The sequence below is a fragment of the Azospirillum ramasamyi genome (genome assembly GCF_003233655.1).
GTDB lineage: Bacteria > Pseudomonadota > Alphaproteobacteria > Azospirillales > Azospirillaceae > Azospirillum > Azospirillum ramasamyi.
Genome location: NZ_CP029829.1, coordinates 1,291,752 through 1,306,194, shown reverse-complemented (window position 1 = coordinate 1,306,194; position 14,443 = coordinate 1,291,752). Strand labels below are relative to the sequence as shown.

At 67.8% G+C, this 14,443-nt stretch carries 12 protein-coding genes; 6 read left to right on the top strand and 6 right to left on the bottom strand.

Annotation, left to right across the window (positions count from 1 at the left end):
* Positions 1 to 40: 40 nt before the first annotated feature.
* The 5 genes from DM194_RS06010 to DM194_RS05990 all read right to left on the bottom strand — a co-directional run bounded on the left by DM194_RS06010 (position 41) and on the right by DM194_RS05990 (position 7,465).
* Positions 41 to 748 carry an exopolysaccharide biosynthesis protein gene (locus DM194_RS06010; RefSeq protein ID WP_111066393.1) on the bottom strand — a complete coding sequence of 236 codons (708 nt, stop codon included), beginning with the start codon at positions 746 to 748 and terminating at the stop codon, positions 41 to 43.
* Positions 745 to 2,640 carry an ABC-F family ATP-binding cassette domain-containing protein gene (locus DM194_RS06005; RefSeq protein WP_111066392.1) on the bottom strand — a complete coding sequence of 632 codons (1,896 nt, stop codon included), beginning with the start codon at positions 2,638 to 2,640 and terminating at the stop codon, positions 745 to 747. The genes DM194_RS06010 and DM194_RS06005 overlap by 4 nt, the downstream gene beginning before the upstream one ends.
* A 69-nt stretch (positions 2,641 to 2,709) precedes the next feature.
* Positions 2,710 to 4,461, bottom strand: a complete 1,752-nt coding sequence (sppA, locus tag DM194_RS06000; RefSeq protein WP_111066391.1) for a signal peptide peptidase SppA — start codon at positions 4,459 to 4,461, stop codon at positions 2,710 to 2,712.
* Positions 4,462 to 4,532: 71 nt separating this feature from the next.
* The gene (locus DM194_RS05995; protein ID WP_111066390.1) at positions 4,533 to 5,105 is read right to left on the bottom strand and encodes a peroxidase-related enzyme; all 573 of its coding nucleotides are present in this window, start codon (positions 5,103 to 5,105) and stop codon (positions 4,533 to 4,535) included.
* Between the two features lie 287 nt (positions 5,106 to 5,392).
* Positions 5,393 to 7,465: a methyl-accepting chemotaxis protein gene (locus DM194_RS05990; RefSeq protein WP_111066389.1), complete on the bottom strand. Its 2,073-nt coding sequence runs from the start codon at positions 7,463 to 7,465 to the stop codon at positions 5,393 to 5,395.
* A gap of 324 nt (positions 7,466 to 7,789) precedes the next feature.
* Between DM194_RS05990 and DM194_RS05985 the strand changes: the two genes are divergently transcribed.
* From DM194_RS05985 to DM194_RS05965, 5 genes are all read left to right on the top strand, one after another.
* The gene (locus DM194_RS05985) at positions 7,790 to 9,064 is read left to right on the top strand and encodes an LL-diaminopimelate aminotransferase (RefSeq protein ID WP_111066388.1); all 1,275 of its coding nucleotides are present in this window, start codon (positions 7,790 to 7,792) and stop codon (positions 9,062 to 9,064) included.
* The gene (locus tag DM194_RS05980; RefSeq protein WP_111066387.1) at positions 9,064 to 10,368 is read left to right on the top strand and encodes a homoserine dehydrogenase; all 1,305 of its coding nucleotides are present in this window, start codon (positions 9,064 to 9,066) and stop codon (positions 10,366 to 10,368) included. Before DM194_RS05985 ends, DM194_RS05980 begins: the two co-directional genes overlap by 1 nt.
* Positions 10,369 to 10,434: 66 nt before the next feature.
* The gene (gene glpX / locus DM194_RS05975) at positions 10,435 to 11,436 is read left to right on the top strand and encodes a class II fructose-bisphosphatase (RefSeq protein ID WP_176581370.1); all 1,002 of its coding nucleotides are present in this window, start codon (positions 10,435 to 10,437) and stop codon (positions 11,434 to 11,436) included.
* 377 nt (positions 11,437 to 11,813) lie between these two features.
* On the top strand, positions 11,814 to 12,026 hold the full coding sequence (locus DM194_RS05970) for a DUF1127 domain-containing protein (RefSeq protein WP_111066385.1): 213 nt from the start codon (positions 11,814 to 11,816) through the stop codon (positions 12,024 to 12,026).
* A 279-nt stretch (positions 12,027 to 12,305) separates the two neighbouring features.
* Entirely contained in the window at positions 12,306 to 13,505 is a 1,200-nt protein-coding gene (locus DM194_RS05965; RefSeq protein WP_111066384.1) for a hybrid sensor histidine kinase/response regulator, read from the top strand.
* A gap of 46 nt (positions 13,506 to 13,551) precedes the next feature.
* Here the strand turns inward: DM194_RS05965 and DM194_RS05960 are convergent, their stop codons facing one another.
* Complete coding sequence (locus tag DM194_RS05960) at positions 13,552 to 13,869, bottom strand: hypothetical protein (protein ID WP_111066383.1); 318 nt, start codon at positions 13,867 to 13,869, stop codon at positions 13,552 to 13,554.
* 126 nt (positions 13,870 to 13,995) lie between these two features.
* Here DM194_RS05960 and cutA point away from each other — a divergent pair, with 126 nt between their 5' ends.
* The gene (gene cutA / locus DM194_RS05955; RefSeq protein ID WP_111066382.1) at positions 13,996 to 14,328 is read left to right on the top strand and encodes a divalent-cation tolerance protein CutA; all 333 of its coding nucleotides are present in this window, start codon (positions 13,996 to 13,998) and stop codon (positions 14,326 to 14,328) included.
* Positions 14,329 to 14,443 lie beyond the last annotated feature (115 nt).

Sequence of the window (14,443 nt, the reverse complement as noted above, 5' to 3'; positions counted from 1 at the left end):
GACTTGGGAAAGCGGGGCGGGTGCCGCCTGGGCCGCCCCGTTACAGCGTTGCTTCCAGAAGTTGTTGGCCTGCGTATGACAGGCTGCTCGCCACCAGCGTCAGAAACACCAGCGCCGCCACGGTCAGGCCCAGACCGATGCCGATGGCACCGCCGTCGCGCTCGATCAGGCCGAGGGAGATCAGCACCAGCGCGAAGCCGGGCAGCCAGCCGGTCAGCGGCAGCGGCACGATGCAGGTCAGCGTCAGGATGAACAGCAGCAGCCCGAACCAGCGTTCCTGGTCGATGTGGGCAAGTCTGTGAAGCCGTGGCTTCAGCATCCGTTCGATCCACATCAGCCGGGGCATGGCGGCGTCCAGCGTGCGGGCGGCCAGCCCCGTGCCGATGGAGCGACGCAGCAGCCAGTCCGGCAGTCGTCCGGCCCCCCGCCGGCCGAAAGCCAGCTGCGCCGTGAAGAGCACGATGGGCAGGTCGAACAGGCAGGACACGCCCAGCGGCACCGGCGCGATGGTGGGCAGCGACAGGGCCAGCAGGATGGTGCCGAGCGAGCGGTCGCCCAGGGCCTGGATCAGGTCGCCCAGAGTGACCCGTCCCGGCGGCAGATTGGCACGGAAACGGGACAGCACGTCGGAGGTGCGTTCCTCCTCCATCTCTGCCGAGTCCGCCGGCAGGACGATGGTGCCGTCCGGCCGCACGTCGCGCTCCATCGATTCGCTGTCGGCGTCATCGATGTGCCTGCGGGCGTTCAAACGCCGGCCTCCGCCGCGGCGCTCTCGTAGGCTTCGAGCGCCTCCAGCCAGTTTTCCTCGGCGGTCGCCAGCTTCTTCTCCACCGTGCCGAGATCGATCTGCAGCTTCGTCAGCTTGTCCGACGGGCCGGTGTAGAGCGCGGGATCGGCCATCTTCGCCTCGATCTTGCGCTTCTCCTCGCTCAGCTTGGTCACCAGGGCTTCCGCGTCGGTCGCCTTGCGCTTCAGCGGGGCGAGCGCGGTGCGCGCCTCGGCGGCGGCGCGGCGCTGGTCCTTCTTGTTGGGGCCGGCGTCGCGTTCGGCAGCGCCCTTCGCCACCGCACGTTCCGCCTTTGCGCGGTCCAGCAGGTAACGGCGGTAATCGTCGAGATCGCCGTCATAGCTCTGCACCGTGCCGTCGGCGACCAGCAGGAGCCGGTCGACGGTCATCTCGATCAGGTGCGGGTCGTGGCTGATGATGATGACGGCGCCGGGGAAGTCGTTGATCGCCTCGATCAGCGCCTCGCGGCTGTCGATGTCCAGATGGTTGGTCGGTTCGTCCAGCATCAGGATGTGCGGGACTTCCCGGCTCATCAGCGCCAGCAGCAGGCGTGCCTTCTCGCCGCCCGACAGGCTGGCGATCTTGGTCTCCGCCTTCGCCTGGGGGAAGCCGAAGCGGCCCAGATGGGCGCGGACCTTTTCCTCCAGCGCCAGCGGCATGATCCGCTGCGTCTGCTGGATCGGCGTCAGCGACAGGTCCAGTTCCTCGGCCTGATGCTGGGCGAAATAGCCGATGCGCAGCTTGGGCGACCGCCGCATCTCGCCGGCCATCGGCTGCAAGCGGTTGGCCAGCAGCTTGACCAGCGTCGATTTGCCGTTGCCGTTGGCGCCCAGCAGGCCGATGCGGTCCTCCATGTCGATGCGCAGGTTGACCCGGCGCAGGATCACCTTGTCGCCATAGCCGATGCTGACCCCTTCCAGCGCGATCAGCGGCGGCGCCAGCTCGTCGGGAGGCGGGAAGTTGAAGACGACCTCGGGATCGTCCTCCATCAGCGTGATCGACTCCATCTTCTCCAGCAGCTTCAGGCGGCTCTGCGCCTGACGGGCCTTGCTGGCCTTGAAGCGGAAGCGGTCGACGTAGGACATCATGTGCTTGCGCCGCGCTTCCTGCTTCGCGGCCATGGAGGCGAGCCGCTCCTGGTTGGCGCGGCGTTGCGCCAGGAACTGGTCGTAGTTGCCGCTGTAGGTGACGAGCTTGCCCTGGTCGATGTGGATCGTCGTGGTGGGCACCGCGTTCAACAGCTCGCGGTCGTGGCTGACCAGCAGGATGGTGTGCGGGTAGTTCTTCAGATAGCCCTCGAGCCAGATGGTGGCTTCGAGGTCGAGGTGGTTGGTCGGCTCGTCGAGCAGCAGCAGGTCGGGGCGGGAGAACAGCACGCCGGCCAGCGCGACGCGCATCCGCCAGCCGCCGGAGAAGTCGGAGCAGGGGCGTTGCTGCGCCTCCGCGTCGAAACCCAGGCCCGACAGAACCTGTGCCGCGCGCGACGGGGCGGAATGCGCCTCGATGTCGGCGAGGCGGGCGTGAATTTCGCCGATGCGCATCGGGTCGGTCGCCGTTTCCGCCTCCGCCAGCAGGGCGGTGCGCTCGGTGTCGGCGGCCAGCACGGCGTCGATCAGGGTGGTGGGACCGCTGGGGGCTTCCTGCGCCACCATGCCCATCCGCATGCCGGCCGGCAGCGTGACCGCTCCGGCATCGGTCTGCAGCTGGCCCGAGATCAGCTTCAGCAGGGTGGATTTGCCGGTGCCGTTGCGCCCTACCAGCGCCACGCGGTGCCCCTTGGGCACGACCGCCGTCGCGTGGTCGAACAACACTCGGCCGCCGAAGCGGAAGGTCAGGTCATTGATGTGCAGCATAGCGTCGAGGATGTAGCACGGGGGCCCGCGGATTAGAAGCGGGCCCCACCGTCTGGCTAGGCTTTGTCCTCAGCGATCCAGCGTCATCGCCGGCATGCGGGCCTGGACGCCGTCGCCCTGGACGGCGGCGACCAGCGGGCGCAGCTGGGCCAGCAGCGGGCGCAGCTCCGCCACCGCGGCCAGGGCGCCGACCAGCTCGCCGCGGCCGGACATCAGCTCCATCAGCTGGTCGGTGATGGATTTCGGCGGCGGGAAGGGTGCCAGCGTCACCGCGGCATCCGGGGACAGGCCGGCGGCGGTGCGGGCCAGGATCAGTGCCTGATCCTGCCCGCCCAGCTCGTCGACGAGGCCGAGTTCGCGGGCCTGCGCGCCGGTCCACACCCGTCCCTTGGCGACGTTGCGCGCCTGGTCCGGCGACATGCGGCGGCCTTCCGCGACCAGCTGCAGGAAGTGGTCGTAGGTGTCGTCGATGATGGCGTTCAGCCGCTCCGTCCCGCTGTCCCCAAAGGGGCGCAGCGGCGACCACAGGCCGGCGTTGCGGGCACTCTGCACGCGGTCCCAATGGACGCCCAGCTTGTCGGACAGGCCGGCGACGTCGAACTTGCCGGCGACGACGCCGATGGAGCCGGTGATGGTGGCCGGCGAGGCGACGATGCGGTCGGCCGCCAGCGCGATCCAATAGCCTCCCGAGGCGGCGGCGTCGCCCATGCTGGCGATCACCGGCTTGCCGCCCTGGCGCGCCTTGGCCAGCGCCCGCCGGATCGCCTCCGACGCGGAGACGGAGCCGCCGCCGCTGTCGATGCGGATCAGGATGGCACGCACCTCCGGATCGCCGGCCGCCTTTTCGATCGCTTCGACGATGGTCTCGGACCCGGCGGCGACCTCGCCCAGCGCCGGCTTTTCGCTCTTGCCGCCGGTGATGGTGCCGACGGCGTGGATCAGGGCGATGGTCGGGCCGGTGTCGTTGGGGCCGCCGGCAACCGACAGGTAGTCCAGCGGCTCGACCAGTTTCGCCCCGGCGCCGGCCCGCTTCAGTGCCTCGTCGCGCGCCTCGTCGGCATAGCCGAGCCGGTCGACCAGCTTCTGCTCCAGCGCCTCGCGGCCGAGCAGCGGCGCATTGTCCATGGCGGTCCGCACCGCGGCGGGGGAGAGGCGCCGGCTGGCGGCGATGCCCTCGACCAGCTGGTCGGTCAGGTTGGCGACCAGCGATTCCATCATCTCGCGGTTGGCCGGGGTCATGCCGGTCTCGGTGAAGGTCTCGGCGAAGCTCTTGTATTCCTCGCGCTGGGCGAATTGCGGATCCACGCCCAGCTGGTTGAAGGCATCGCGGGCGAAGGGCAGCTCCACCGACAGGCCGGTGATGCCCAATGTGCCCAGCGGCTGCAGCCACACCTCGTTGAAGGCGCTGGCCAGCAGGTAGGAGCGGTTGCCCGGCCCGGCGCCGCCATACTCCTCCGCGAAGGCGACGGCGAAGCGGCCCGAGGCGCGGAAGCGTTCGATGGCCGCCCGCAGCTCTTGCGTCTGGGCGAAACCGATGCTGTCGTCGCTGAAACGGGCCAGCACGCCCTTCACCTTCGGGTCGCGCCGGCCGCCGTCCAGCGCGTCCAGAACCTGGCGCAGGGTCGTCTGGCTTTCGAAGAAGCTGCCGATGCTGCCGCTTTGGCTCTCCGCCAGCGGCTTGGTCAGGTCGAGTTCCAGCACCACCGCGTCGGGCAGGGCGGGTTCGTGGCGGACAGCCAGCACCACCACCGCCACCGCCCCGGCCACCAGCAGGAAGCCGATGACGGCGAACAGTCGCACGAAGAAGCGGACGATCCTCATGATTCCAACCCTGTGTGGCCTCGATGGTGCCGGACGGCCAGCGTCAACGGTCCGGCGTCAACAGTCCGGCGTCAGCGGTCCTGGCTGTGGTACTCGCGGTTGGGGATCATGTCCACCGCGGTCGCGACACGGTTGGACATGTTGTAGAAGCCGACCGTATCGGCAATGTCGAAGATGTCCTCGGCGCTGAACCCGACGGCGCGCAGGGCCTCGCGGTCGGGTTCGCCCACCGACATCGGCTCCTTCGTCAGCTTCCAGGCGAAGTCGAGCATGGCGCGCTGGCGCGGTTCCAGCGGGGCGACGCGATAGTTCGCGACCAGCATCTCGCCCAGTTCCGGGTCGCCCGACAGCTTGCGTACCGCCTGCCCATGGGCGACGAGGCAGTAATAGCAGTGGTTGGCGGAGGAGACGACGACCGCGATCATCTCGCGCTCCAGCTTGCTGAGGCCGCTCTCGCCCAGCATCAGCTCGTTGTAGAGCATGGCGAAGTTGCGCAGCTTCCTCGGCCGCAGGCTGTAGGCCTGGAGCACGTTGGGAACAAAGCCCAGCTTTTCCACGCATTTGTCGAACAGCCCCTGCATGTCGGGGTCGAGTTCCGGCTTTTCCGGCAGGGGCAGGGCCATGACGTGATCGGGCTGCGGCATCGGGCGAATCCTCTCGTTGTTGGTTGGTGGGTCTGTTTGCCGAGAGGAGGGTAACCGCGGTGGCGCCTCCTGTCTCGCACGGCCTGTCCAGCGCCAAGGACGGCCGTACGGCCAGGCGACTGAGAAACTCTGCCCAATAAAACCCGACGCTTTCCCACCGTCATTCCCGCGAAGGCGGGGATCCTGCCATTCCGCGGTGTTCCGCAAAATTAAGCCAGGATCCCGGCCTTCGCGGGGAAGACGGATCGGAAAAGCGTCGGACCATGAAGGACGTATTCAAACAGGCTTCACGCCGCCCGGATCTGCGCGATGAAGTTCGTCACGTCGCTGCGCAGGCTGTCGGCGTTCTGCTTGAGCGCGTCGGCCATCGACAGGACCTCCTTTGCCATGCTTCCGGCACGGCCGGCCTCGGTGCTGACCAGGGCGGCATTGTGGGAAACCTGGTCGGTGCCGTCCGCCGCCTGACGGACGTTGCGGCCGATTTCCGCGGTTGCGGCGTTCTGTTCCTCCACCGCGGCGGCGACGGCGGAGATGTTCTCCTCGATGCGGGTGACGATGGTGCCGATGCCGCCGATGGCCTGCACGGTCTGGCCGGTGGCGGATTGGATCTCCGCGACCTTCGCGGTGATGTCGTCCGTCGCCTTGGCCGTCTGGCTGGCCAGCTGCTTCACCTCGCTCGCCACGACGGCGAAGCCCTTGCCGGCCTCGCCGGCCCGCGCCGCCTCGATGGTGGCGTTGAGGGCGAGAAGATTGGTCTGGCTGGCGATGTCCGTGATCATCCGCACGATCTCGCCCACCTGCTGGGCGGCGCCGCTGAGGTCGGCGATCACCCCGGCGGTGTGGCGCACGTCGGTGACCGCGCGTTCCGCCATTTCGGTGGAGCCCGCCATCTGGCGCCCGATCTCGGCGATGGAGGAGGTCAGTTCCTCCGTCGCGGCGGCCACGGCCTGGACGTTGCTGGACGCCCCTTCCGACGCGCGGGCGACCGACAGCACATGTTCCTCGGTGTCGGAGGCGATGCGGCTCATCTGTTCGGCGTTGCCGCGCAGGCCGGTGGCCGCGCCGGCCAGCCGTTCCGCCACCGCCTCGATATGACGGTCGAACTCCTCCACCAGCCGCTCCAGCCGCTCCGCCTCGCGCAGGCGCTCTCCCTGCTGCCGCTGCTGTTCGGCGGCGAGCCGGTCGGCCTCGGCGAGGCTGAGACGGAACTGGTCGAGGCGGCGGGCCATGGCGCCCAGCTCGTCCGCGCGTTCGGCCCCGGCGATGGCCAGCTCACGCTCGCCTGCTTCCATCCGCGCCATGTCCGTGTTCAGTCGGGCGATCGGACGGGTGATGTTGCGGGCGACCAGCACCGCGATCAGCGTCATCATCACCAGCAGCACGGCCACCCCGATGACGACGCCGATGAGGCGGGTCATCGAGTCACGCACGTCCCGGTTGGCCAGGGCGATCAGGTCGTCGGCCACCCGCGTTTCGACTGTGCGCAGCATGTCGATGGTGACGGTGATGGTGTCGAACCATTTGCCGGCATTCACCCCCTGGTTTCCGGCGCCATAGGCGGACGCGACGCCGATGCGGCGCATCCGCTCCACCTCGTCCACCGCGGCGCCGGTGAAGGTCCGGTCGAAGAAGGCGGCTTCTTCCGCCGTCAGCTTGGCCTTCAGCCCGGCCATCAGGGCCTTGTACTCGCCGTTCAGCTCGATGAAGCGTTCATGGGCGTCGGCGGGGAAGCTGTCCTTGCGGAAGGAGGCGCCGCCGACCGCCCGCTGCTGGCCCATCCGTTCCTTCGCCTCCGACAGCGAGACCATGGCGTCGGCCGCGCGCAGCTGGTCGCTGTCGTTGGACATGCTGCGGGCCTGGCCGGCGGCGTCCAGCAGCTTGCGGATCATGACGGTGTAGCTCGCCACCGTTTCCAGCGATGATTGGGTCATGGTGTTGACGCCGCTGCGCAGGCCGGACAGCTGCGACAATGCGTCGCGGGCGCTGGCGACCGCCGCGGCCACATGGGGATCGCGGATGCGCGCGTCGGCGAATTGCGGCATCAGTTCCGCCAGCTTGCCGTCCGATGCCGTCCGCACCGTCTCCATCCGCCGGCGGTCCTCGTCCAGCTTGCCGCTGAGAAACACCGACGACGACCCGCGTTCCTTCTGCAGTTCGTGCACGAGGCTGGTCATGCCGACCGACAGGCGGGTGACGGACGCCAGATCGTCGGCGCGTCGACTGTCCTGCAACTGCTCCCACACCAGAAGCGAGGATGTCACGACCACGCCCGCCATCGGAATGGACAGGGCGAGCGCCAGCTTCCGCATGACGCGCATATTGCCGAGGAGGCCGTCGGCGGCTTTCAAAAGCGAAACCATCTCACATCTCCAGCAGACGGGACCGTCCAGATGCATTCGGATGCCTCTGCGGCGCATCCAACCTAAGTAGTATGAAAGCTAATGAGTTAAGGCACAGTTAGGTTTAACCACAACATAGTTGAGAGAATTGATCGGTTACTCTGCCGTACCGTCTTTCCGGCTTTTGCGCGCCGTCTTTGCGGCCGCTTGCGGCCAAAGGCCCTCCCGCCCGCGCTTTCCGCGAAATTTGCCTCGCTTCCGTCGCGTCAGGGCGGTAGAACGTCAGTCCCGGTCCGCAGGTCTCTTGGGTTCGTGGCGTGACCGGAGCGGTCTTCCGGAGCGTCCATGTCCAACACCGAATTCCATCGCATCAAGCGCCTGCCGCCCTATGTCTTCGCCGAAGTGAACGCGATGAAGGCGCGAGCTCGAGCTAACGGCGCCGACATCATCGACCTCGGCATGGGCAATCCCGACCAGGCGACCCCGCAGCACATCGTCGACAAGCTGGTCGAGGCCGTGCGCGATCCGAAGACGCACCGCTACTCGAATTCCCGCGGCATCCCCGGCCTGCGCAAGGCCCATGCCGCCTATTACAAGCGCCGCTTCAACGTCGACATCGACCCCGAGTCCGAGTGCATCGTCACCATCGGCTCGAAGGAAGGGCTGGCGAACCTCGCCCAGGCGATCACCAGCCCGGGCGACATCATCCTGGTGCCGAACCCCAGCTATCCGATCCATCCCTTCGGCTTCATCCTGGCCGGTGCCTCGGTGCGCCACCTCCCGGTGGGCATGGAGAACGGCGCCTCGACCGACATCGACAGCTTCATGATCATGCTGGAGCGCGCCGTGCGCCACAGCGTGCCGAAGCCGCTGGCGCTGGTGCTGAACTATCCGTCGAATCCGACGGCCGAGGTGGTCGGGCTGGACTTCTACCGTCCGATCGTCGAGTTCTGCCGCAAGCACGGCATCTACATCCTGTCCGATCTGGCCTATTCCGAGATCTTCTTCGACAACGACCCGCCGCCCTCGATCCTGGAGATCCCGGAAGCGCGCGAGATCGCGGTCGAGTTCACCTCGATGTCGAAGACCTATTCGATGGCCGGCTGGCGCATCGGCTTCGCGACCGGCAACAAGACGCTGATCACCGCGCTGGCCCGCATCAAGTCGTATCTCGACTACGGCGCCTTCACGCCGATCCAGGTCGCCGCCGCCGCCGCGCTGAACGGTCCGCAGGACTGCGTGCAGCAGGTCCGCGACATGTACAAGCAGCGCCGCGACGTGATGATCGAGGGGCTGGCAGCCGCCGGCTGGGAGGTTCCCAGCCCGAAGGCGTCGATGTTCGCCTGGGCGCCGATCCCGCCGCAGTTCGCCCATCTGGGCTCGCTGGAATTCTCCAAGCTGCTGCTGCAGCAGGCGGAGGTCGCGGTGGCGCCCGGCATCGGCTTCGGCGAATACGGCGACGGCCATGTCCGTCTGGCGATGGTGGAGAACGTCCACCGCATCCGCCAGGCGACCCGCAACATCAAGGAGTTCTTCCGCTCCAACGCCGGCAGCGTTGCGGCGAGCAAGGACCCGGCGGCCCGCGCCGCCCTTCTGGAATCCGAGAAAGCGAAAGCCTGATGCCGAACGCCCAGCAAGCCCCCCTGAAAATCGCCGTCGCCGGCCTTGGTACGGTCGGTGCCGGTGTCCTGAAGCTGCTGGAGACGCAAGGTTCGCTGATCGAGCAGCGCTGCGGCCGCCGGATCGAGGTGGTCGCGGTCAGCGCGCGATCCAAGGGCAAGGACCGCGGCGTCGACCTGTCGCGGGTCCGGTGGTTCGACGATCCCGTCGCCATGGCGGCGGAGGCCGGCGCCGATCTGGTGGTCGAACTGATCGGCGGCTCGGAAGGCCCGGCGCGCGACACCGTCGCCACCGCGCTGGAAGCCGGCAAGCACGTCGTCACCGCCAACAAGGCCCTGCTGGCCGTCCATGGCACCGACATCGCCCGTAAGGCCGAAGCCAACGGCCTGACCGTCGCCTTCGAGGCGGCGGTGGCCGGCGGCATCCCGATCATCAAGGGGCTGCGCGAAGGTCTGGCCGCCAACGCCGTGTCGGAGATTCACGGCATCCTGAACGGCACCTGCAACTACATCCTGACGGAGATGCGGACCACCGGCCGCGACTTCGCCGATGTGCTGGCCGATGCCCAGGCTCTGGGTTATGCCGAGGCCGATCCCAGCTTCGACATCGACGGTGTCGATGCCGCGCACAAGCTGGCGATCCTCGCCTCGGTCGCCTTCGGCACGCCGGTCGACTTCTCCTCGGTCTACATCGAAGGCATCCGGCAGGTGTCGGCGGTCGATTTCGACTATGCCGACCAGTTGGGATACCGCATCAAGCTGCTGGGCATCGCACGTCGCACCGATGCGGGCGTCGAGCAGCGCGTCCATCCCTGCATGGTGCCGAAGACCGCCCCGATCGCGTCGGTGGACGGCGTTTTCAACGCGGTGGTGGCCCAGGCGGACTTCGCCGACCGGGTGCTGTTCGTCGGCCGCGGCGCCGGCGCCGGCCCGACCGCGTCGGCGGTGGTCGCCGACCTGATCGACATCGCCCGCGGACGGTCTACGCCGACCTTCGGCGTTCCGGCCGATCGGCTGGGCGCGGCAACCCCCTCGCCGATGGAAGCGCGCCGCGGGTCTTACTACGTCCGCCTGATGGTCGTGGACCGTCCTGGTGTGATAGCGGATATCGCAGCGGCGATGCGCGACCAGAACGTCTCCATGGAGCAGTTCCTGCAGCGCGGCCGCTCGCCGGGCGAAGGCGTTCCGGTGGTCCTCACCACCCATGACACCGACGAGGCGGCCATGCAGCGCGCGCTTGCGGTCATCGCGGCCAGCGACAACGTGCTGGAGCCGCCGCGGATGATCCGCATCGAACAGTTCTGATCGGGACCGTTTCCCAGAATAACCAAACACAGCCTTATACGACCGAAGAGTCGGGGGGAGCATACGATGTCTACGCCGTCTACGCATGTCGATCTGTCTCAGATGGACCGCAACCTCGCGCTGGAGGCCGTCCGCGTGACCGAAGCCGCCGCCCTGTCGGCTTCGCTGCTGATGGGCCGCGGCGACGAGAAGCTGGCCGACCAGGCCGCGGTCGACGCCATGCGCCAGGCGCTCAACACGCTCTACATCGACGGCACCGTCGTGATCGGCGAGGGTGAGCGCGACGAGGCTCCGATGCTGTACATCGGCGAGAAGGTCGGCGCCGGAATCGGCTCCGGTCCGAAGGTCGACATCGCGCTCGACCCGCTGGAAGGCACCACCATCTGCGCCACCGGCGGTCCGAACTCGCTGGCCGTCGTCGCCATGGCGGAGGAGGGCGGCTTCCTGAACGCCCCCGACGTCTACATGGACAAGATCGCCGTCGGCGCCGGCCTGCCGGAGCACCTCGTCGACCTGGACGAGACGCCGGCCAACAACCTGAAGGCGCTGGCCAAGGCCAAGGGCACCGAGGTGGAGGAGCTGCTGGTCTGCATCCTGAACCGTCCGCGCCATGCCGAGCTGATCGCCCGCGTCCGTGAAGCCGGCGCCCGCATCATGCTGATCAACGACGGCGACGTGTCCGGCGTCATCGCCACCAGCCAGCCCGGCACCGGCGTCGACATGTATGTCGGCTCCGGCGGTGCGCCGGAAGGCGTGCTGGCCGCCGCGGCCCTGCGCTGCATCGGCGGACAGTTCCAGGGCCGTCTGCTGTTCCGCAACGACGACGAGCGCGCCCGCGCCGCCAAGTGGGGCGTCACCGACCTGGACAAGAAGTACAGCCTGCACGAGCTGGCGCGCGGCAACGTCATGTTCGCCGCCACCGGCGTCACCGACGGCGCCATGCTGAAGGGTGTCCGCCGCGTTCCGGGCGGCGCCTACACCCACTCGGTCATCATGCGTTCCAAGTCGGGCACGGTCCGCTACATCGAGGCGCACCACAACCTGTCGCGCAAGCCGGCCGTCAAGTAATCTCATCGGGCGTAAAGCCTGACCCATCGGGCTTTACGCCCGCCCTCGAACGGCGGGAGCGGCCGTCCGGCCGCTTGCCTTCGCAGCCACGGGCCTGCGGGGCCGCAGTCCCGGCCCTTACCGCCGGGCGCAAGTCAGAACGTGCCCTCGGCTGTATAAGCCGATCTGCAGCAAGCCTTTGTTATTGAAGACGCGTGGGGGGAAACCTCCGCGCGTTTTTTCGTGCCCGCTTTGATCTGGATCCATTTGCCTACGAAGGTTCTATCGAATTGGCGCAGGTCTGCCGACGCCGCGCCGCAGATGCCCTGCCATTGATTTCGAGGGTGCAAGAGGCAAAATAGGCTCATGTAATCGAGCGCCAAGCGCAGGAGATCGTCATGGCCTACTCTTCGATGCATTCAACGTCCGGTGAATTGTTTGATGCCGGAACAAAAGGAAGTACTGTCTTTCAACGTGCCGTTCATTGGGTCCGCGAACGGATGGAACTTCGCCGCGCGGAACGTGAGTTGAACCACATGTCCGATGCCGAACTGTCCGACATCGGTCTGACCCGGGGCGAGATCCGCAACGCGGTCCGCCGCGGCTATTGATGGCCGGAGTATCGAAGGGCTTGCCCAAAGCGTCTGGCGCCCGTTGGCCTACCCGTGTCCCGAATGCGGAAAGCCCCGGCAAATTTCCGGGGCTTTCGCATATGCACAGGCAGTAACCTCTTCTTCATCGACCCTGCCCATGCGGCGCATATGCCTGGGAGGGGTTGCGCACTGCAACAGAGTTATGGTTAATGCAGTTTAACATTAACCCCGGTTCTGTTCTAAAATGGAAACGGGGCGCCTTCGGGACCCCCAATCCTCCATGAGAGCCGTGGTCGCATGAGTCTCATACATCGCCTTCAGTCGCTGGAAGCGGAGCGCGACGCCGCCCGGGAGGAGGCCGAACGCGCCAACCTCGCCAAGTCGAAGTTTCTCGCCGCCGCCAGCCACGATCTCCGCCAACCCCTGCAAGCCCTGTTCTTCCTGTCCGCAGCCCTGGCACGTCATGTCGGCGACCACAACGGGCGCGACCTGCTGTCCCGGCTCGACCAGGGTCTGGACACTATGAAGGGGCTGCTGGACGGTTTGCTGGAGGTTTCCCGGCTGGAGGCCGGGGTGGTTACCCCGGTGATGGATACCTTCGCCGCCAGCGAGATCACCGATGCGCTCGACGCCGCCTATGCCGAGCAGGCCACCGCCAAGGGGCTGGTCTGGCGGGTGGAGGGCTGCGACGCCGTTCTGCGCACCGACCGCGGCCTGCTGATGCAGCTGTTGCGCAATCTGGTCGACAACGCCCTGCGCTATACCGAGGCCGGCGCGATCCGCATCCGCTGCCGGGTCGATGGCGAGAGGCTGGCCATCGAGGTGCAGGACACCGGAATCGGCATCCCGCCCGAACATCTCGACCGCATCTTCGAGGAGTTCCATCAGGTCGGCAATCCGGAGCGCGACCGGCTGCGCGGCCTGGGGCTGGGGCTCGCCATCGTGCGGCGGCTGTCGCAGCTGCTCGACCATCCGGTTCAGGTGCGCTCGGTGCATGGGCAGGGCTCGGCCTTCCGGGTGCTGGTGCCGCTGGCTCCCGCCCGCCTCATCCCGACCCGTGCGGGCGGGGTGGATCGCCGGCCGGTGATCGACCGGCCGCGGCTGGCGGTGTTGGTGGACGACGATGCGGTGGTGCTTCTGGGTTTGCAGACGGTGCTGACCGAATGGGGATTCCGCGTGGTCGCGGCGGACGGCCCCGACCGGGCAATGGACCGGCTGGAGACGCTGGACCGGACGCCGGACATCGTCATCGCCGATTACCGGCTGCGGGAGGGGCGTGTCGGCACGGAAGTGATCCGCCGCGTGCGTGAACGCTATGGGGCGGAGATCCCCGCCATGATCCTGACCGGCGAGACCGGCATCGATACGCTGGCCGATGTCTCCACCCATGGCGTGGCCGTGCTGCACAAGCCGGTGACCCCGCGCCAATTGCAGGCCGAGGTCGACAGGCTGCTTCGGATCAAGCGCGTCAACGGCGTGGCGCAGGCCGCCCAGTAGCGGCGCTGCGGCAGGGGCGGCGGTGCGTTCCCTGCCGAGTTGTCTATCAGATCAGCGCGCCCTGGCGCGCATCCTCCCCCGCGCCATCCATCGGGGCTTCCTCATTTCCGCCCGGTCCGTTCAGCGCGACCCGCCCGGCTTCGGTCAGGCGGCAGACCAGCCAGTCCGGCTTCAGCGGATTGTCGAACAAGCGCTCCGCCCAGCCGGCCTTCAGGCAGGCTTCGACCGTCGCCTTCTTCACCCGCTGCCCCCGCTCGTCGAACAGCGGAAGCTTGCCGCCCGGCTGGTTCAGACCGCGGCGCAGCCAGGCCCCCTGGACATCCGATGGGGCGCTGCGGGTCGGGGAACGGCGGGGCTTGGCCATGGACGGGCGACTCTTGCGGATATGGAACGGGACAGGGGGTTGCCGGCCCTGGCGGGGGCTGTGGCAAAGTGCGGGCATCCTACGCGAAAGCTCATCGCAGGTGCATCGAAAAGGAGGAGCCATTCCATGCCCGAAACCGGCGCCGACCCGCTCGTCTTCGCCTACATCACCGCCGGCTCGAAGGAGGAGGCGCTCCGCATCGGCCGCACCCTGGTGGAGGAGCGCCTGGCCGCCTGCGCCAATGTGCTGGACGGCATGACCTCCGTCTACCGGTGGAACGACGCCGTCGAGCAGGCGGAGGAAGCGATTCTGATCGCCAAGACCCGGTCCTCGCTTTTCGACCGCCTGACCGCACGGGTGCGCGGCCTGCACAGCTACGATACGCCTTGCGTGGTGGAACTTGCGGTCGGGCGCGGCAATCCCGCCTATCTGGAGTGGCTGCGGGCGGAAACGGCCTGACCGGCCGGGATGCGGTGGACCGCGCGGCCGCCGCATGGCGAAACAGGCTCTTGACGTCGATCAAGGTCGCGCGTTGCAGTTGACGGTACCGATCCGGCGACCTTGCCGCTCCCTC

What these genes read in the sequence shown, in the direction of transcription:
- DM194_RS06005 (WP_111066392.1), bottom strand. Translation starts at nt 2,640, where the DNA reads ATGCTGCACATCAATGACCTGACCTTCCGCTTCGGCGGCCGAGTGTTG.
- sppA (WP_111066391.1), bottom strand. Translation starts at nt 4,461, where the DNA reads ATGAGGATCGTCCGCTTCTTCGTGCGACTGTTCGCCGTCATCGGCTTC.
- DM194_RS05995 (WP_111066390.1), bottom strand. Translation starts at nt 5,105, where the DNA reads ATGCCGCAGCCCGATCACGTCATGGCCCTGCCCCTGCCGGAAAAGCCG.
- DM194_RS05990 (WP_111066389.1), bottom strand. Translation starts at nt 7,465, where the DNA reads ATGGTTTCGCTTTTGAAAGCCGCCGACGGCCTCCTCGGCAATATGCGC.
- DM194_RS05985 (WP_111066388.1), top strand. Translation starts at nt 7,790, where the DNA reads ATGTCCAACACCGAATTCCATCGCATCAAGCGCCTGCCGCCCTATGTC.
- DM194_RS05980 (WP_111066387.1), top strand. Translation starts at nt 9,064, where the DNA reads ATGCCGAACGCCCAGCAAGCCCCCCTGAAAATCGCCGTCGCCGGCCTT.
- glpX (WP_176581370.1), top strand. Translation starts at nt 10,435, where the DNA reads ATGTCTACGCCGTCTACGCATGTCGATCTGTCTCAGATGGACCGCAAC.
- DM194_RS05970 (WP_111066385.1), top strand. Translation starts at nt 11,814, where the DNA reads ATGGCCTACTCTTCGATGCATTCAACGTCCGGTGAATTGTTTGATGCC.
- DM194_RS05965 (WP_111066384.1), top strand. Translation starts at nt 12,306, where the DNA reads ATGAGTCTCATACATCGCCTTCAGTCGCTGGAAGCGGAGCGCGACGCC.
- DM194_RS05960 (WP_111066383.1), bottom strand. Translation starts at nt 13,869, where the DNA reads ATGGCCAAGCCCCGCCGTTCCCCGACCCGCAGCGCCCCATCGGATGTC.
- cutA (WP_111066382.1), top strand. Translation starts at nt 13,996, where the DNA reads ATGCCCGAAACCGGCGCCGACCCGCTCGTCTTCGCCTACATCACCGCC.